Origin of the sequence: Burkholderia sp. BCC1998 (genome assembly GCF_905339875.1) — a bacterium.
In the GTDB taxonomy this organism is placed as follows: Bacteria; Pseudomonadota; Gammaproteobacteria; order Burkholderiales; family Burkholderiaceae; genus Burkholderia.
In genome coordinates, this window is the sequence record NZ_CAJPHE010000007.1 from 15,990 (window position 1) to 33,799 (window position 17,810).

14 protein-coding genes are annotated in these 17,810 nt (G+C 67.8%); 9 read left to right on the plus strand and 5 right to left on the minus strand.

Annotation, left to right across the window (positions count from 1 at the left end; genetic code table 11):
* The first annotated feature begins 124 nt into the window (after positions 1 to 124).
* Positions 125 to 3,646: a pyruvate carboxylase gene (locus U5A56_RS14365; RefSeq protein ID WP_321922959.1), complete on the plus strand. Its 3,522-nt coding sequence runs from the start codon at positions 125 to 127 to the stop codon at positions 3,644 to 3,646.
* A 384-nt stretch (positions 3,647 to 4,030) separates the two neighbouring features.
* Here the strand turns inward: U5A56_RS14365 and U5A56_RS14370 are convergent, their stop codons facing one another.
* On the minus strand, positions 4,031 to 4,891 hold the full coding sequence (locus U5A56_RS14370; RefSeq protein WP_321923291.1) for a PhzF family phenazine biosynthesis protein: 861 nt from the start codon (positions 4,889 to 4,891) through the stop codon (positions 4,031 to 4,033).
* A gap of 334 nt (positions 4,892 to 5,225) precedes the next feature.
* Between U5A56_RS14370 and U5A56_RS14375 the strand changes: the two genes are divergently transcribed.
* Positions 5,226 to 5,915, plus strand: coding sequence for a CoA pyrophosphatase (locus U5A56_RS14375; RefSeq protein ID WP_321922961.1), 690 nt, complete (start codon positions 5,226 to 5,228; stop codon positions 5,913 to 5,915).
* Positions 5,916 to 5,972: 57 nt separating this feature from the next.
* On the opposite strand, the gene U5A56_RS14380 is transcribed toward U5A56_RS14375, so the two are convergent.
* A complete protein-coding gene (locus U5A56_RS14380) occupies positions 5,973 to 6,944 on the minus strand; it encodes an AraC family transcriptional regulator (protein ID WP_321922963.1) in 972 nt (323 codons plus the stop codon).
* 94 nt (positions 6,945 to 7,038) lie between these two features.
* Between U5A56_RS14380 and U5A56_RS14385 the strand changes: the two genes are divergently transcribed.
* From U5A56_RS14385 to U5A56_RS14405, 5 genes are all read left to right on the plus strand, one after another.
* A complete protein-coding gene (locus U5A56_RS14385; protein ID WP_321922965.1) occupies positions 7,039 to 7,872 on the plus strand; it encodes an oxidoreductase in 834 nt (277 codons plus the stop codon).
* 330 nt (positions 7,873 to 8,202) lie between these two features.
* Positions 8,203 to 9,039, plus strand: coding sequence for an alpha/beta fold hydrolase (locus tag U5A56_RS14390; RefSeq protein WP_044848485.1), 837 nt, complete (start codon positions 8,203 to 8,205; stop codon positions 9,037 to 9,039).
* A 681-nt stretch (positions 9,040 to 9,720) separates the two neighbouring features.
* Entirely contained in the window at positions 9,721 to 11,226 is a 1,506-nt protein-coding gene (locus U5A56_RS14395) for a hypothetical protein (RefSeq protein ID WP_321922967.1), read from the plus strand.
* A 31-nt stretch (positions 11,227 to 11,257) separates the two neighbouring features.
* Positions 11,258 to 11,584: a hypothetical protein gene (locus U5A56_RS14400; protein WP_321922969.1), complete on the plus strand. Its 327-nt coding sequence runs from the start codon at positions 11,258 to 11,260 to the stop codon at positions 11,582 to 11,584.
* Between the two features lie 139 nt (positions 11,585 to 11,723).
* Positions 11,724 to 12,779, plus strand: coding sequence for an AraC family transcriptional regulator (locus tag U5A56_RS14405; RefSeq protein WP_321922971.1), 1,056 nt, complete (start codon positions 11,724 to 11,726; stop codon positions 12,777 to 12,779).
* A 62-nt stretch (positions 12,780 to 12,841) separates the two neighbouring features.
* Here U5A56_RS14405 and U5A56_RS14410 read toward each other — a convergent pair whose 3' ends face one another.
* Positions 12,842 to 14,248: a 3-deoxy-D-arabino-heptulosonate 7-phosphate synthase gene (locus U5A56_RS14410; protein ID WP_321922973.1), complete on the minus strand. Its 1,407-nt coding sequence runs from the start codon at positions 14,246 to 14,248 to the stop codon at positions 12,842 to 12,844.
* 134 nt (positions 14,249 to 14,382) lie between these two features.
* Positions 14,383 to 15,144, minus strand: a complete 762-nt coding sequence (locus U5A56_RS14415) for a 2-keto-4-pentenoate hydratase (RefSeq protein ID WP_321922975.1) — start codon at positions 15,142 to 15,144, stop codon at positions 14,383 to 14,385.
* Positions 15,145 to 15,409: 265 nt separating this feature from the next.
* On the opposite strand from U5A56_RS14415, the gene U5A56_RS14420 reads away from it, so the two are divergent.
* Entirely contained in the window at positions 15,410 to 15,889 is a 480-nt protein-coding gene (locus U5A56_RS14420; RefSeq protein ID WP_321922978.1) for a universal stress protein, read from the plus strand.
* Between the two features lie 12 nt (positions 15,890 to 15,901).
* Positions 15,902 to 16,093 carry a DUF2964 family protein gene (locus U5A56_RS14425; protein WP_124485744.1) on the plus strand — a complete coding sequence of 64 codons (192 nt, stop codon included), beginning with the start codon at positions 15,902 to 15,904 and terminating at the stop codon, positions 16,091 to 16,093.
* A gap of 487 nt (positions 16,094 to 16,580) precedes the next feature.
* Here the strand turns inward: U5A56_RS14425 and U5A56_RS14435 are convergent, their stop codons facing one another.
* Positions 16,581 to 17,636, minus strand: coding sequence for an AraC family transcriptional regulator (locus U5A56_RS14435; RefSeq protein ID WP_321922980.1), 1,056 nt, complete (start codon positions 17,634 to 17,636; stop codon positions 16,581 to 16,583).
* Positions 17,637 to 17,810: the final 174 nt, after the last annotated feature.

The window sequence follows — 17,810 nt, forward strand, 5'->3', positions numbered from 1 at the left end:
TCGACTGGCGAAAGCCGCGACGATGCAACCGCGAATGACCGACGCGACGATCCGCACGCCGCCCAATGAAGCAGGCGGGCGGAGCACGGCGCGTCGGCGAACTCAATTCAACCATTCACTATCCATGGCCGCCGTGACGCCTACCCCCATCCAGTCCATCCTGATCGCGAACCGCTCGGAAATCTCGATCCGCGTGATGCGTGCCGCCGCCGAACTGAACATGCGTACGGTGGCGGTGTATTCGAAGGAAGACCGCCTCGCGCTGCATCGCTTCAAGGCGGACGAGAGCTACCTGATCGGCGAAGGCAAGAAGCCGCTCGCCGCGTATCTCGACATCGACGACATCCTGCGCGTCGCGCGGCAGGCAAAGGTCGACGCGATCCATCCGGGCTACGGCTTCCTGTCCGAGAACCCTGATTTCGCGCAGGCCGTGATCGACGCCGGCATTCGCTGGATCGGCCCGTCGCCGGACGTGATGCGCACGCTCGGCAACAAGGTTGCCGCACGCAATGCGGCGATCGCCGCCGGCGTGCCCGTGATGCCCGCGACCGCGCCGCTGCCGGACGATCTCGACTCATGCCGCGCGCTGGCCGCGCAAGTCGGCTATCCACTGATGCTGAAGGCGAGCTGGGGCGGCGGCGGACGCGGGATGCGCGTGCTGGAAAACGATCAGGACCTCGAAACACTGTTGCCTGTCGCACGCCGGGAGGCGCTGGCCGCGTTCGGCAACGACGAGGTATACGTCGAGAAGCTCGTGCGCAATGCGCGGCACGTCGAGGTGCAGGTGCTCGGCGACCTGCACGGCACGGTCGTGCATCTGTACGAGCGCGACTGCACGGTGCAGCGGCGCAACCAGAAGGTCGTCGAACGCGCACCGGCGCCGTATCTCGATCACGACGGCCGGCAGGCGTTGTGCGAATCGGCGCTGCGCCTGATGCGCGCGGTCGGGTACACCCATGCCGGCACCGTCGAATTCCTGATGGACGCCGACACCGGCCAGTTCTATTTCATCGAGGTGAACCCGCGTATCCAGGTCGAGCATACGGTGACCGAGATGATCACCGGCATCGACATCGTGAAGGCGCAGATCCGCATCACCGAAGGCGGCCGGATCGGCCTCGCGGAGGACGCGACGGACGGCGACGGCGCGCTCGTCGCGCGCGCGGCCGGCGTGCCGGAGCAGCAGGCGATTCCGCTGAATGGCAACGCGTTGCAATGCCGGATCACGACCGAGGATCCGGAGAACGACTTCCTGCCCGACTACGGGCGGCTCACGGCCTATCGCAGCGCGGCGGGCTTCGGCGTGCGCCTCGACGCCGGCACCGCCTACGGCGGCGCAGTGATCACGCCGTACTACGACTCGCTGCTGGTCAAGGTGACGACCTGGGCGCCGACGGCCGCCGAATCGATCCACCGGATGGATCGCGCGCTGCGCGAGTTCCGGATCCGCGGCGTCACGTCGAACCTGCAGTTCCTCGAGAACGTGATCAATCACCCGGCCTTCATCGCGGGCGACGTGACGACGCGCTTCATCGACAGGACGCCGGAGCTGCTCGCATTCGCGAAGCGCGGCGATCGCGCGACGAAGCTGCTGCGCTATCTCGGCGAGCTGAACGTGAACGGCAATGCGGAGATGAACGGCCGCACGCTGCCGGCATTGCCGCTGCCGAAACCCGTGCTGCCGAAGGTCGATACGGCGGTGGCGATTCCGGCCGGCACGCGCGATCGACTGCGCGAGCTCGGCCCCGAGAAGTTCGCGCGCTGGATGCTCGACCAGAAGCAGGTGCTGCTGACCGACACGACGATGCGCGACGCGCACCAGTCGCTGTTCGCGACGCGCATGCGCACGGCAGACATGCTGCCGATCGCGCCGTTCTACGCACGCGAGCTGTCGCAGCTGTTCTCGCTCGAATGCTGGGGCGGCGCGACCTTCGACGTCGCGCTGCGCTTCCTGAAGGAAGACCCGTGGGAGCGCCTCGCGCTGCTGCGCGAGCGCGTGCCGAACATCCTGTTCCAGATGCTGCTGCGCGGCTCGAACGCAGTCGGCTACACGAACTACGCGGACAACGTCGTGCGCTTCTTCGTGCAGCAGGCCGCACGCGCGGGCGTCGACGTGTTCCGCGTGTTCGATTCGCTGAACTGGGTGCGCAACATGCGCGTGGCGATCGATGCGGTCGGCGAGAGCGGGATGCTCTGCGAAGGCGCGATCTGCTACACCGGTGACCTGTTCGACACGTCGCGCTCTAAATACGACATCAAGTATTACGTCGGCATCGCGCGCGAGCTGCAGCGGGCCGGCGTGCACGTGCTCGGCATCAAGGACATGGCCGGCATCTGCCGCCCGCAGGCGGTCGCGACGCTCGTGAAGGCGCTCAAGGAAGAAACCGGGCTGCCCGTGCATTTCCATACGCACGACACGAGCGGGATCGCCGCGGCGTCGGTGCTCGCGGCGGTCGAAGCGGGCTGCGACGCGGTGGACGGCGCGCTCGACGCGATGAGCGGGCTCACGTCGCAGCCGAACCTGTCGAGTATTGCGGCGGCGCTGGCCGGCAGCGAGCGCGATCCCGGGCTGGATCAGGACCGCCTGCACGAAGCGTCGATGTACTGGGAAGGCGTGCGCCGCTATTACGCGCCGTTCGAATCGGAGATCCGCGCGGGCACGGCCGACGTCTACCGTCACGAGATGCCCGGCGGCCAGTACACGAACCTGCGCGAGCAGGCGCGCTCGCTCGGCATCGATCATCGCTGGACCGAGGTGTCGCGCGCGTATGCGGACGTCAATCGCCTGTTCGGCGACATCGTGAAGGTCACGCCGACGTCGAAGGTGGTCGGCGACATGGCGCTGATGATGGTCGCGAACGACCTCGGCGTGGACGACGTGCGCAATCCGGACAAGGACATCGCGTTCCCCGAGTCGGTCGTGTCGCTGTTCAAGGGCGAGCTGGGTTTCCCGCCCGACGGCTTCCCGGCGGACCTGTCGCGCAAGGTGCTCAAGAGCGAACCGCCGGCGTCGTATCGTCCCGGCGACCAGCTTCCGCCGGTCGACCTCGACGCGGCACGCAAGCAGGCCGAGACCGCGTGCGAGCGCCCGCTCGACGACCGGCAGCTCGCGTCCTACCTGATGTATCCCAAGCAGACGGTCGACTACTACGCGCACGTGCGTGCCTACAGCGACACGTCGGTCGTGCCGACGCCGGCGTTCCTGTACGGACTGCAGCCGCAGGAAGAAGTGGCGATCGACATCGAGCCGGGCAAGACGCTGCTCGTGTCGCTGCAGGGTCAGCATGCCGACGCGCAGGACGGCATCGTGAAGGTGCTGTTCGAACTGAACGGCCAGTCGCGTTCCGCGCTGGTCGAGCAGAAGAGCATCGTGCAGGCGGGCAAGGAGCGTCATGGCCTGCAGCGTGCCGATCCGGCCAATCCGCTGCATGTCGCCGCGCCGATGCCGGGCTCGGTGGTCACGGTCGCCGTGCAACCGGGGCAGCGTGTGTCGGCCGGCACGACGCTGATCGCGCTCGAGGCGATGAAGATGGAAACGCACATCGCGGCGGAGCGCGACTGCGAGATCGCGGCCGTGCATGTGAAGCCGGGCGAGCGAGTCGCGGCGAAGGATCTGCTGATCGAGCTGAAAGACCCGGCGCAATGACGGTTGCCGCGCCTGGTCGAATTCGCGAAGCCGATCCGGTGCAGCCGCGAGGATCACGAACCGCGCGAGCGGTTCGGCCAGATGCGCGAGCATGTGATGGAAGCGCTGCTGCTCATGCCCTACGCGCGCTCGACGAGCGGCTACACGGCTGCCGTGCCGAAGCACGCGTTGCAGGCGGCGCACGACGTGTGCGCGATTTCGGCGGCCGGGTCGTTGATGTCGGCGATCGGCTCGGGCGGGCGATGCGTGCAGCATGGCAAGCGCGGCGACGCCTGGCGTGCGTCGATGCCCCGGCCGTCGATCGCTCCCGCGCCGGCCCGCAGCACGCACGACGCATGGATGGCGGCGTGTCGCGCGCGCGTCCGGCGTCGCAGGTCGTTGCGTCTACACGTTGATGACGCCGCGTCCGAGCTCGACCACGCGACCGCCGACGCTGATTTCACCGTTCGAGCTGACCGACAACCGCAGCAGGCAAGGCCGGCTGACGGCTTCGCCCTGTTCGACCTCAAACGCGGCGGGCAGCGCGTGATGGGCCGCAAGCAGCCAGCCGCCGAGATTCGCGCAGGCCGACCCCGTGCCCGGGTCTTCGAAAATCCCGCCGCCCTGTTTCGCAAAGAAATAGCGGGAGACCACTTTCCCGGGACGATGCGGGTCGAACGCGAACACATAGGCGGTCTTTCGACCGAGGCTGTTGGTCGGCCAGCGCTCGAGGCAGGCGCTGTCGGGCCGGGCGCGGCGCACGGCGGCGGGGTTCTTGACGGCGACCAGCAGTTGGTCCGCGCCTGTGTCGACCCAAAGCGGCGGCGCGAGAAAATCGTCCGTCGTCAGTCCCAGCATGGCCGCCGTATCGGTATCGGGCAACGCGCAAGGCGCCGTTTTCGGCATGCCCGCGTGCGGGGCGGTGAACGTCCACACGTCGTCGCCGGCTTTGACGTCGACCACGCCGGCCTTGAATTCGAGCGCGAGTGTGTCGCCTGCCTTCAGCAGGTCGCGCACGACATGCGCGGTACCGAGCGTCGGATGGCCCGCGAACGCCATTTCATGGCCGGGCGTGAAGATGCGCACGCGGGCATGCGCATGCGCCGACGGCAGCACGAACGTCGTTTCCGACAGGTTGAACTGCACGGCCAGTGCGCGCATGGTCGCGTCGTCCATGCCGCGCGCATCTTCGAACACGCATAGCGGATTGCCGCCGAACGTCGATTCGGCGAATACATTGAGCAGGCGGAACGCGTACTGGGTCATCTCGATCTCGTGTGAGAGGGGCGTGCTGGTCGGGGCGTGCGAGCATCGCCCGGATGTCGGGATGCTTCGGCACGATCCTGCATTCTGCCGGACCGAGTGCATCGATCGATGCGCGGTCGCTCGGCATTTCAATTTTCGTGCATCATCAGGGTTCTCCGCTTCGGCCCGGTCACGCGAATTTTCGCAACGATCGCGCCAATTTTTTCGCCGGAGCCGGCGGCCGCCTGCGAATCCGGAACCGGCCGGTTCAAACACAACGACGCCGTGCCCATGCAACACAGGTCGGGTTCCGTGTCGCTCGACGCTTGCAGCATTCTGCATGCAGGAGGAAGACATGGCATCCGACGGAAGCCACCTGAAAACCGGGGGTGGACTCGCGAACGCATCGGCGGGCACCGCTTCGCCGCAAACCATGCTGGACGCGCTCGCACGCGGCGTAGAACACCTGCTGATCCCGGCCGACACGCCGTGGCCCACGGCGCAGCTCTACCTCGCGGACAACGACCGACCGTGGAAATTCTCCGCTGTCCTGGTCGCGATCGTCGCGCGGCGCGAGCCGACGATCCTGCTGACCAAGCGATCGTCGGGGCTCAGCGAATACTCGTCGCACGTGAGTTTTCCCGGCGGACGTCCGGCGGAATCGGACACCAGCATCGGCGCGACCGCGCTGCGCGAGGCGTTCGAGGAAATCGGCCTCGCGCCCGATGCGGTGCGGATGATCGGAAGCTTGCCGATTCATAAAACGAGAAAGCGCAATCACGCCATTTTTCCCGTGATCGGCTTCGTGTCGGAAACAGCCGCATGGGAAGCCGCACCCGCTGAAGTCGAGGCGATTTTCGAGTTTCCGTTTTCGACGCTGCTGAATCCCGATCTGCCGCGGCAATACGGCGACGGCGAACGCGCCGGCGCCTGGTACTGGGCGGATCAGACGCAGGACATCTGGGGCGTGACCGCGTTCATCCTGAAATCGCTGGCGGGTCTGGTGCGCGATGCCGCGGGCGGAGAGTGTGCACGTACCGACTAGTTTCACGCGCGGGGCCTCGGGCCCGCCGAGTCACGCGTGCCGCTCGCGGCGCGTCGCTCAGTGTGACGACACGAACACCGCATCCTCGAACGCCGCCGGAATCGCGAACTGCGCACGCATGCGCTTCGTCTCCTGCGCGGGCGTGAGCCCGAACAGCCGCTTGAATTCCCGGCTGAACTGCGACGGGCTCGCATAACCGACCGCATGGCCGGCCGCCTCTGCGGTCAGGTCCTGGCGCACCATCAGCAAGCGCGCCTGATGCAACCGCGTCGACTTCAGGTACTGCATCGGCGACACCTGCGTGATCGCCTTGAAGTGGCTATGGAAGCTCGGCACGCTCATGCCGGCTTCCGCGGCCAGTTGCGCGACGTCGAGCGATTGCGCGTAGTCGGCGTGGATCAGGCGCAGCGAACGGCCGATCCGGCCGAACTGTCCGCGCATCGCCAGCGCGTTGCGCATGGCGCTGCCCTGCGCGCCGGTGAGCACGCGGAAATACAGTTCGCGCAGCAACCCGCGGCCGAGTATCGCCGCTTCGAGCGGCCGGTGCAGCGCCTCGACGAAACGCAGCACGGTCGCCTGCATCGCGTCGTCCATCGGCGTCGACATCATGCTTCTCGGCGCCTGCACGGGTTCGGCGATCCCTTCGCGGTCGATCTGTGCGGCCAGTTCGGCGGCCATCGGGAAATCGAGGTGCAGATACAGCGCGAGCAGCGGGTGCGCCGCCGTTGCGTCGGTTTCCATGCTGAACGGGACGGGCACCGAGACGGCCAGGTAGTGGGCCTCGTCGTACAGGTAGCGTTCGCCGCCGAAATAGCCGCGCTTGCTGCCCTGGCAGACGATCACGATGCCCGGGTCGTACAGCACCGGCGTGCGCGACAGCGCGCGGTTCGAGCGCAGGATGCGCACGCTCGGCAGTGCGGTCAGGTTGTAGCCTTCGTCCGGCGCCAATGCATGCAGCAACGCGATCAGGCGTTGACGGCTGCGCGCGGGCAGCTGCGGCGATCGGGACGAAGAGGGCGCGGTGCTCATAGTTTTGTGCAAGAAAATCAGCGGAATCGAGCTTAATTTGCGTAGATCGTCAGACTAGTATGCATGCTTCGATCGACATTCGGGAGAAGCTCACATGGCATCCGGCACTATCATGCTCATCACCGGCGTCAGCAGCGGTTTCGGCCGCGCGCTCGCACAAGCGGCGCTGGCCGCGGGTCATACGGTGGTCGGCACCGTGAGAAGCGAAGCGGCGAAGCGGGCGTTCGAAGCACTGTCCCCGCATGCGGCCATCGGGCGCGTGCTCGACGTGACCGACTTCGAGCGCATCGACGGCGTCGTCGCGGCGATCGAGTCGAGCGTCGGGCCCGTCGACGTGCTGGTGAACAACGCCGGTTACGGGCACGAAGGCATCATGGAGGAGTCGCCGCTGTCGGAGATGCGCCGACAGTTCGACGTGAACGTATTCGGCGCCGTCGCGATGATGAAGGCCGTCGTACCGTTCATGCGCGCACGCCGGCGCGGCCGCATCCTGAACATCACGTCGATGGGCGGCCACATCACGATGCCCGGCATTGCCTATTACTGCGGCAGCAAGTTCGCGCTGGAAGGGATTTCCGACACGCTCGGCAAGGAGCTCGAGCCGTTCGGCATCGCGGTGACCGCCGTGGCGCCGGGCTCGTTCCGCACCGACTGGGCCGGCCGCTCGATGACGCGCACGCCGCGCTCGATCGCCGATTACGACGCGCTCTTCGAGCCGATCCGTCACGCGCGCGAGGAGAACAGCGGCCGTCAGTTGGGCGATCCCGCGAAGGCCGCGCGTGCCATGCTCGCGGTCATTGCGGCGGACCATCCGCCGGCCCATCTGTTGCTCGGCAGCGATGCGCTTCGGCTCGTGCGCGCCAAATGGTCGGCGCTGGACGACGACATGCGCGCGTGGGAGGCGCTGACCGTGTCGACGGACGGTTGAGGCACGAGGGTTGGGGCGTGCGAAATCGCACGGTTAGTTGCGTTGAATGGTCAAGTCTCGGGATGCGAGCACACCGCTGCGAGGTTGTGCTCGTCCGGACCGGTGACGAACGCGGCATGGTCGTTCGCGCCACACATCGTCGTTGCCCGCGGAGAACCGATAGACGGCGGTATGCAATTGGCTTCATGACACGGTCGCGGTTTTCCGCTACAACACTCAGGTGCCGCATCGACCGGCGCGGTGTGCCGCCGCGCCGCAGTTCGACACCGACATCCGCCCGGGTGGCCGGCCGGCACGTGACGTTCACCTACCCCAAAGGAGCCTGAAGCCATGCCTTACATCACCACGAAGGACAGCGTCGACATCTTCTACAAGGACTGGGGCCCGAAGGATGCGCAGCCGATCATGTTCCACCACGGCTGGCCGCTGTCTTCCGACGACTGGGATGCCCAACTGCTGTTCTTCGTTCAGAAGGGCTATCGCGTGGTCGCGCACGATCGTCGCGGCCACGGCCGGTCGGCACAGGTTTCCGACGGCCACGACATGGATCACTACGCGGCGGACGCGTTCGCGGTGGCCGAAGCGCTCGACCTGCGCAACGCGGTCCATATCGGCCACTCGACCGGCGGCGGCGAAGTCGCGCGCTACGTGGCCCGCCACGGCGAGCCGGCAGGCCGCGTCGCGAAGGCGGTGCTGGTCAGCGCGGTGCCGCCGCTGATGCTGAAGACCGACGCGAACCCGGAAGGCCTGCCGCTCGAGGTCTTCGACGGCTTCCGCAAGGCGCTTGCCGACAATCGCGCGCAGTTCTTCCTCGACGTGCCGTCGGGCCCGTTCTACGGCTTCAACCGGCCGGGCGCGACGGTGCACCCGGGCGTGATTCAGAACTGGTGGCGCCAGGGCATGATCGGCAGCGCGAAGGCGCACTACGAAGGCATCAAGGCGTTCTCGGAAACGGACCAGACCGAAGACCTGCGGTCGATCTCCGTGCCGACGCTCGTGTTGCACGGCGAAGACGACCAGATCGTGCCGATCGCCGATTCGGCGCTGAAGTCGGTCAAGCTGCTGAAGAACGGCACGCTGAAGACGTATCCGGGCTATTCGCACGGGATGCTGACGGTCAACGCCGATGTGCTGAACGCCGACCTGCTGGCCTTCGTCCAGTCGTAACGCTGGCGGCGCAAGCCCGTTCTCGCGGGCTGCGCCGCGCTGGCCGGTGATGCCGGCCAGCTCCCTTTCGCTTCGCCGGCGGGTTTGACCGGCTACGCGGAACGATGCTGCCGGCACGACACCGCGAAGTCGCCACGGCGCAGCGTAGCGTCCGGCTCGCTACCGTGGATTCCCCCTCGATGCACCGCACGATTGCAGCCGCTGCCCGCTGCCCGCTGCCCGCTGCCCGCTGCCCGCTGCCCACCGCCCACCGCCCACCGCCCACCGCCCACCGCCCACCGCCCACCGCCCACCGTCCACCGTCCACCTCACGCTGTCCACCGCACGCCGCCAACCGCCCGCCGCGGCAATCCGCATCCGCGCATCACCGGCTCATGCGCGTGCCGACACCCGGCGAAATGCATCTCCACTCACTGTAGACGCAACCCCACCTTGATTCCGGATCGTATGAATTAAGATGCAGCCGGCACTTCGGGGTGTCCGGCGTTGGGCGACAGAGGCAGTAAGCAAGCCGTCGTCCGTACCGGAAGCAAAGGCCGTCCGCGCGATCGAACAGGGCGAGGCTCGACGAAAGCGCGGCATTCCATATCCATTGAATGGCACTGCTTATCAATATGCGCGGCAGGTTCGACCTGCTGCACGGGCAAGCACATGCCGTCAATCCAGAACAAGAGGATTGTGATGAAACCCGTTACCTGGACGGCCATGGCCGTCGTTCTCGCGTTGACCGCATGCGGCGGCGACGACGTCTCGACCAAGAGCGGTGCGTCGCAGTCGACGCCGACCTCCCCCGGATCACCTTCAGGCACGACATCGCCCGGCGGCGGCTCGAATGGCGGGCCGACCGGCGGCGGAACCACGCAGCCGCAGGCCGGCTGGTCGACGGCCGTCGCGGTGGACGGCAAGGGGCCGGAAGGCGACCCCAGCGTGACGATCGACGCGAGCGGCAATGCGCTCGCCACCTGGATGACCGTCGACCCGGCCAGTCCGTACGGCAACGAAATGTGGGGCGCGCGCTATGTCCCCGGTTCGGGCTGGCAAAGCGCGACGCGGCTCGACACGAGCGACGGTACGCATTCGATGAACGGATTGACCGGCGTTCCGCCGCAGCTGGTCGGCAATGCGAGCGGCCAGGCGGTCGCGTTCTGGACCGAATGGATGCCGGGCCCCAACACGTACGCATTGTGGGCGCGCCCGTACAGCCCGGGCGCCGGCTGGGGCACGGCGTCCGAACTGGCAGCGGACATGAGCGGTTCGTCCTATACGGCCGGGATCGACAGCCAGGGCAACGCGCTCGTCGCCTGGACGCAGTCGATCAGCCTGCTCGATACGCGCATCGCCTGGACGCGTTATACGCAGGCGGGACAGTGGTCGCCCACGGCGCTGATCCAGATGCCGGTGCAGACCGGGCCGGGTGCGGTGACCGGCGATACGGACAACGTGAGGCCGATGATGTCGGTTCTGTCGTCCGGCCGCGCGGTGCTCGCGTGGCGGCAGACCAACCATACGCATTCGGCGCTGTGGACGGCCACGTACGACCCGACCAACGGCTGGACCGACGTCAACCAGGCCGTGTCGAACACGAGCCTGTTTACGACGATCATCTCGCCGGCGGCCGGCATGGACGCGAAGGGCAACATCACGCTGGTGTGGGGGCAGCTCGACGTGACCGGCGGGCATCTCGAGACGACCACGATGGCGCAACGCTTCGTCGCCGGCACCGGGTGGCAGCCGGCCGCGCCGGTGGCGCCGGCGATCACGGAGCCGACCGGCTTCATCGCGACGCCGATGCTGACCGTCAACGACAACGGCATCGCGGCCGTGATGTGGGCGGAGGGCGGCGCGGCGCTGCAGGCGAGCGTGTCCGATGCCGGCGGAAACTGGGGGCCGCTGCAGCGGCTGACGGAACACCTGAACGGGGCGGCCGCCCAGTACCCGCCGCTGGTGATCGACGCGGCGGGCCACGTGACGGTCGCATGGCAGGACACGGGCTTGCCGGGCGCGTCGGCCGTCATCGCGGCCCGCTACCGGGACGGGGCGTGGAGCGCGTCGACGGTGGCGGCACAGAGCGCATCGTGGCCGGCGCTGGCCGTCAACGCGACGGGGTCGATGGCACTCCTCTGGCAATCGTACGTCGCGAGTATCGGCAGCCAGCTGCAGTCCAGTTTCTATACCCCGGGCTCGTGATCGCGTTGCACGGGAAACCGAAGGAGAAGCCATGAAGAAGACCTTGCTTTGCACCGTACGGACCGCGCTGGGCGCCGCGGCCGCCAGCCTCGCGCTGGCCGGTTGCGGCACGACGCAGATGAACATGACCGACGTGCAGACATCGACCGCGAAGACGATCGGCCTTGCGTCGTCGGACGAAATCACGATCGCCAACGTGCAGTACGGGAAGAAGAACGGGCTCGGCGGCCAGCCGGTGAGTTACGACGCGACCACCGGCAAGGGGCGGCGCTTCACCTGCACCGTGTTCATGATTCCCGGCCTCACGCCGATCGACCGGCCGACGTACAACGACTGGGAATGCCACCCGCGTCGCTGACGCCCGCGCTGCCCGCCGCGCGCATGTCGATCGACGGCGCGGCGGGCACTGCGACGAACCCGCTGTCCACCGCCGCATTTTGGTCCGATAATCGACGAACCGATCCCTTCCTTTCCTGTCGGCTCGAATGAAAACTGCCATGGATCAAGCGGATGCCATCCCCGTCTTCAAGTTTCGTACCACCGACTATCCGGTGCGGGACCGATTCCACGTGTGGGTCAAGGACATGCTCTGCGACTACCGGCTGGACGACCTCGGCGGCTACGGCGCGTTCAACGCGGAAGCGACCGGCGCGGCGCTCGGCCCGCTGATCTTCTCGAGCCGGTGCTGGCGGTCGCGCGCGCCGACCTACTCGGTGCACCGCACGACGCGGCGGATCCGGCTCGACGGCCAGGATTCGATCCGCTTCACGCTGCTGCTGGGCGGGCATCTCACGTGCCGCACCGGCGGGCCGGAACTGGTCAAGCGTGCGGGCGACCTGTTCGTCTATGACGTCGCGCAGGTCAACGATTGCCGGGTCGAGGCCGGCGACGTGATCAGCCTCGTGGTGCCGCGCTATCTGCTGCCGGCCCATGCGGCGAACGCGCACGGGCAGACGCTGGCGAGCGGTGTCGGGCGGCTGCTCGGCGACCAGATGCTGTCGCTGCACCGCAACCTGCCGAACCTGCGCACGCACGAGTTGCCGAGCGTCGTGCAATCGTTGCTGCTGCTCATGAGCGCGGCCGTCGCCCCGAGCGCACAGGCGTTCGACGAGGCGCGCGGACCGATCGACACCGCGCTGATCGAGCGCGTGCGGCGCTATATCGACGCGCACCTGCTGGAGCCCGACCTCGCACCCGAGCGGATCTGCCGGGAAATCGGCGTGTCGCGGGCGCGGCTTTATCAGCTGTTCAAGGAAGAGGGCGGCGTGATGCGGCAGCTCACGCGCAGGCGGCTGCGTCACGCGTACCACGTGCTCGGCGATCCGCAGCGCCGGCACCAGCGCATCGCGGAGATTGCATGGGCGCACGGCTTTCCGGACGAGAAGTACTTCCATCGGCTGTTCAAGGCCGAGTTCGGCCATACGCCGAAGGAAACGCCGGCATGCGCGGCGGTGCCGGTTCTGCTGCCGTTCGGCGCGGACGATGAAAGCCGCTGGGGAGACGGCGGGCGACTGAAGGGGTGGACGCTGCCGTTCGGGGTACTCAACAACTGAGCGGATCACGCGTGATGATTCAACGCGGAAGTCGCGCCATTCGTGCAATTCGCGCTCGCACGTCATGCCTCGTTCGCAGCGCTTTCGCCCATGTCGCCTTCGATCGCGGCCATCAGATCGTCGACGCTCACCATCAGCGCCCGAACCTGCCGCAGCGATTCGTACTGGTGCAGCACCGTGCGCCATGACGGCAGTTCCAGCAGCGCTTGCCAGACGGCGCCGAGGCCATGCGGATCGGCATCCGCGCACTGCGCGAGCGCGCTCGCGTATTCGAGGCTCGCCGGCGCCGACAGCAACTGCATCCGGCTTGCGGCACCCAGCAGGCGCGGCGCCGGGTCTGCCGACGCATCGCAGCAGTACAGCACTTCGCGCTGCAAGGCCGCGTCGTCGATCGTCAGCGCGCGCAGCGACGCGCCGTGCAGGCGTACCGTGCCTTCGCGCGTGTCGAACGCATAGACGGTGTCCGGATCGGCTTGCGCGAGCAGGCTCAGGCCGCGCAGCAGGCGCGGCAGATCGGTCGTCGCCGCATCCGCGGACGCTTTCGCTTCGACGAGAAACACGACGTGCCACGCGGCCGACGGATCGTCGCCGCGCGCGCGAGCGAGCAGCACCGCATCCCACTCGGTTTTCGCGCGGTCGTGCTTGGCCGGTATCGAGGCCGGCACGCGCATCGACGTGACCACGCGATACGTGCGCTGTGCATCGCTCGCGTCGAGCTGCGCGGCCAGGGCGTCGAGCGCCTGCGCGGCCAGCGCCTCGACGGCCGCGCCCCGCTGTTGCGACGTGACACCTTGCGCGACGGCGAGCGCGCTGCCTTCGAGCGGACCCTGGCGGCTCCACAGCGTGCGGTACTGCCGGACGTCCGGATCCGGCGCCAGCGCATCGAGACGCCGCAGCCGCGCGAGTGCGGCGCTGTCCTTCAGTCTGGCGATGTCCTGTTCGAACGCGGTGTCGGTCGCCATCTCCGGCTGCGCGAGCAGTTGCCGCAGCGCGGCGTCGAGATCGTCCCACGACGCGCCGGCCGCGGCCGCATGCAGCCGCGCGAGCGGTTCGCGTTGCCATGCCTGCGCATGCCGCTCGAGCCGGGCCGGATGCGCGATCGTGTTGACGGCCGAGCGCAGCGCGCGCCGGTCCTGCTCGGCATGCGCGGCGAGCGATGCGTATTCACGCACGGCCGCCGCGCGATGCCGAAGCACCGCGGCCTGGAAGGCGGGGTCGCCGGTTTGCGGGTCCATCGCGTCGCCGATCATCCGCGCGAGCGCATCGATGAAGCGGCGTTGCAATGCGGGGTCGGGCGTGCGGCCGTCGGCCTGCATCCGGCGCGCTTCTTCGATCGCGACGGCGATGACGACGGCCGGGTTCGCGGCGTCGGCCAGCGACGGCGCGCGCACGAGCGGCGGCAACCGGTAGCGGCGATCGACGGTGCGCAGGACTTCGTCCAGCAGGGCGGGCAACGGTGTCGGCGGCATGGCGAATGACGGAAAGGCACGCGGTTCAAGCGTGACGGGCGTTGTGCAACGGTATCACGCAGCGTCGGCAGGCGGGGCGGGCGCCGCGTTCGTCGCGAGCCGCCCCCGCCGCTGAACGTCAGGCTGTCAGCCCGTCAAGCCGTCAGCGTCACCGACAGGCTGCCGAGTTCACCGAAGCGCACCGTCAGCGCATCGCCGAGCGGCACGTCGATCGCACCCGCATACGAACCGGTCGTCACGATCTGGCCGGCCCGCGCGCCGTCGCCGCGCGATGCGAGGAAATTGACCAGCCATACCAGCGGCTTGAGCGGATCGCCGTCCGGATGGCGGCCGTCGATCGTGCGATTCAGCGCACCCTCGAACGACAGCGCGAGCGTCTCGAGCGGCACGTTCAATCCGTCCGGCACGACGGGACCCACGCACAATCCCTGGTTGAACTGCCCGTCGGCGAGCAGTTCGAACTTCGATGCGCGCGCGGGCTCCGCATAGCGGCAACCCAGCACCTCGAGCACGATGCGCACTTCGCGGATCGCGCCGCGCACGTCGTGCTCGTCGTACGGCTGCGCGCGGGCGGGCAGGTCGCGATCGAGCACGAACGCGATTTCCGGCTCGATCCGCACGATCGGGCCGCCGACGACGCGGTACGGCGCATCGGCCGCGCGGATCGTCGACGCGAAGATCGGCGCGACGATCACGCGGTCGGGCGGCGGCAGCGCGCATTTCCATCCGCCGATGGATTCGCCGAGCAGGTCGGCGACGCGATGCTGGATCGCGAGTGCGGTATCGACGTTCTCGGGGCGCAAGGCGTCGGGCAGCAGCGGGCCGGGCGTGCCGGCATGGCGGGCGGCGACGAGATGCTGGGCGGCGCCGTCCACGCGTTCGGTAGTCGTTGTCATGTCGGTTGAGCGAGTTGAAAGTGAGCCGGCAAAAAAGGGCCGGACGAAGGTCGTAACGTCGATGATAGCGCCTTCGGCGGCATGGCCGCTCGGCAGCCCGGTTCGGCCACCGGGACGGCGCCCCGGCTGCTCCGCGTGGCGCTTTGCCGCACGACCCGCTGTCGGGGAATCTTGATCGCCGTCAACCTTCGAACCGGCCGTCCGCCGATGATGGGCACATGACCGCGCGCGACCGCGCCCGGCAACTCACCCCAGCGAGGTTCGCATGTACAAGAAGATCATGGTGGCCGTCGACGGCAGCGCTTCGTCGAAACAGGCGCTTGCCGAGGCAGTGAAGGTGGCACTGGCGGGCGATACGCACGTCAGCGTCGTCTATGTGGTCGACAAGTCGGTGCTGTTCACGTACGCGGGCCGTTTCGACCCGCACGCGCTCATCGAGGAAATCCGCGACGACGGGCGCAAGGTGCTGCGTGAAGCCGAACAGATCATCGCACTGGCCGGCGCGAAGGGCGAGGCCGAGCTCGTCGAAACCGAGAGCATCGGCGAGGACGTCGCGGAACGCCTGCAGCGTTACGTGAAGGAGCACGGGATCGACCTCGCGGTGGTCGGCACGCACGGGCGGCGCGGCATCCGGCGCGTGCTGCTCGGGAGCGTCGCCGAGCGCTTCGTGCGCGGCGCGAAGTGCCCGGTGCTGCTGATTCGCGGCGACGATTCCGGCGAGCCGGCGTCCGCCGCGGCAGCCTGACGCGAGCGCGCGATGATACGTCGCCAGTACCGGATCGTCGTCGCGGCGATCGCCGTGTTCGTGTCGCTCGCGGGGATGATGGCCGTCGTGACCGGGCTGCTGTTCGACACGACGATCGCGCTGCGCGGCGGCGCGATCGCGTTGATCGTCGGCGTGGCCTGCTTTGTCGTGATGCTCAACCCGGGGCCGAAGGGCGAGGGGTGACGCGCGGCCCGCGTCGGCTCTGCCCGTCAGTGGCGCCCCGACGCGCCCCGTTCCCTCTTGCCATGCCGCCGCTTTTCGCGGGCCCTGGCCCGTCTGTCGTACCCGACGCATTCGCGTCGTCCCGCTCCAGCCGCTATCGCGTCCCGCTTCGGCACGTCTGCCGGCTCAATGGTGTGCCCGGCCGGCGGCCGGAATTGCGTCGCACGCGTTGCGCGGTCTTCCATGAACGAACCGGCGCAGCGCGGCGATCCCGGATGGCCGTCTCCGCGCACTCGACGCATCATGCTGCATGCGGATCACGCGCGATGCCGCGACTGCCGGCCATCCCGCGCACTTCGGCGGCTTCCTGCCGCCGATCCTCTCGACCTGCTGCGCGTGCGCATGACCTGCTTCATGTTCCTGTACGGGACCGTGTGGGCGTCGCTGGTCCTCATCTACCTGTCCGAGGTGCGGCGCACGCGCGTAATGGGATGGGGGATAGGCGACGTTACCGGGACAAAACCTCCTGCTCGGCTGGGGCGTCCCGGAATTGCGTAGGCGACATGCCCGTCCATCGCTTGAACGCGCGGGCGAAATTGCTGGTGCTGGTGAATCCGAGCAAGAACGCGATTTCGGTGACGGAGCTCGTGCGCTGCCGGACGTAGTTGCAAGCGAGCTCCCGGCGCGTGTCGTCCATGATCTGCAGGAAATGGGTGCCGCGCTGCGCCAACCGCACCTGCAACGTAGCGGGGCTCACACATAGCGCTTCGGCCACCTTCTCCCTGCTGCAATCGCCGGAGGGCAGCAATTCGATGATCTTCTGCGTGACGCCGGTCACCACGTCGCTCTTGTCCAGCCGTGCAAGATATTGATTCGCGATGTTGTCGTTGACCAGTGCCAATTCCGGGCAGGCGCCGCCGAGCGGCTGCATCAACGCGTGCCTGTCGAAAGTCAGCGTCGTGGCCCGATTCGAAAAGCTGACCGGTGCGCGCATCAACGCGCGGTACGGCTCGTCGCCTTCACGCGGCATCGCACGATGGAATTCCACGGACAGCGGGTTGAACCCCGGTTTGTACAACAGTCGCATCGTTTGAACCAGGAACCCGACGAATGCGTCTTCGGTTTCGCCGCAGACCTCGACCTTGAAATCGGTGACGCGCACGGCGATCGTGTCGGCGTCTTCGATGACGCGAACGGTTGCCGCCTGCGATACCAGCCGGAAGTACTGTTCCAGTCGGCGACAGAAGTCCAGCAGCGTGCTGCTGGCGGCAAGCGCATAGCCGAGCGCGTGCAGATTGGAGATGTGGATGTGCCGCGCGACCGACAGGCCGAAATACGGATCGTGGGTGGCCTCGACGCACGCACGGTATAGCCGGGTCAAGGTGGACACCGGCAGTCGGACCATCGGGCCGTTCACCATGTCGGGTTGCACGCCGACGGAGCGGAAAATGCGCTCGCTGTCCATTCCGCTGGCTTGCAGGGTCTTGGCGATTGCCGTGCAGTACCCCGCTATGGTCGTCGCTTCCTGTGTTGCGACGAGGGCGGGCTGGCGGTCGGGTTTCACGGCGCGGTGATGTCGATAGACGGTGGTGCCGCCGATTCTACACCGCCGCTGACCCGTCCAACGCACGCTCGTGGCGGCCGCCAGCCGGCCGTGCCGGCGCGTCGATCCTTCCTTCCATGGTCACCGCTGATCGGCGCGTGTCATCAACGATCGCGGCCGATCGCTCTGCGGAAT

Bases quoted from the DNA above. Each gene is read 5' to 3' on its own strand.
- U5A56_RS14365 (WP_321922959.1), top strand. From the start codon at position 125: ATGGCCGCCGTGACGCCTACCCCCATCCAGTCCATCCTGATCGCGAAC.
- U5A56_RS14370 (WP_321923291.1), bottom strand. From the start codon at position 4,891: ATGACCCAGTACGCGTTCCGCCTGCTCAATGTATTCGCCGAATCGACG.
- U5A56_RS14375 (WP_321922961.1), top strand. From the start codon at position 5,226: ATGGCATCCGACGGAAGCCACCTGAAAACCGGGGGTGGACTCGCGAAC.
- U5A56_RS14380 (WP_321922963.1), bottom strand. From the start codon at position 6,944: ATGAGCACCGCGCCCTCTTCGTCCCGATCGCCGCAGCTGCCCGCGCGC.
- U5A56_RS14385 (WP_321922965.1), top strand. From the start codon at position 7,039: ATGGCATCCGGCACTATCATGCTCATCACCGGCGTCAGCAGCGGTTTC.
- U5A56_RS14390 (WP_044848485.1), top strand. From the start codon at position 8,203: ATGCCTTACATCACCACGAAGGACAGCGTCGACATCTTCTACAAGGAC.
- U5A56_RS14395 (WP_321922967.1), top strand. From the start codon at position 9,721: ATGAAACCCGTTACCTGGACGGCCATGGCCGTCGTTCTCGCGTTGACC.
- U5A56_RS14400 (WP_321922969.1), top strand. From the start codon at position 11,258: ATGAAGAAGACCTTGCTTTGCACCGTACGGACCGCGCTGGGCGCCGCG.
- U5A56_RS14405 (WP_321922971.1), top strand. From the start codon at position 11,724: ATGGATCAAGCGGATGCCATCCCCGTCTTCAAGTTTCGTACCACCGAC.
- U5A56_RS14410 (WP_321922973.1), bottom strand. From the start codon at position 14,248: ATGCCGCCGACACCGTTGCCCGCCCTGCTGGACGAAGTCCTGCGCACC.
- U5A56_RS14415 (WP_321922975.1), bottom strand. From the start codon at position 15,144: ATGACAACGACTACCGAACGCGTGGACGGCGCCGCCCAGCATCTCGTC.
- U5A56_RS14420 (WP_321922978.1), top strand. From the start codon at position 15,410: ATGTACAAGAAGATCATGGTGGCCGTCGACGGCAGCGCTTCGTCGAAA.
- U5A56_RS14425 (WP_124485744.1), top strand. From the start codon at position 15,902: ATGATACGTCGCCAGTACCGGATCGTCGTCGCGGCGATCGCCGTGTTC.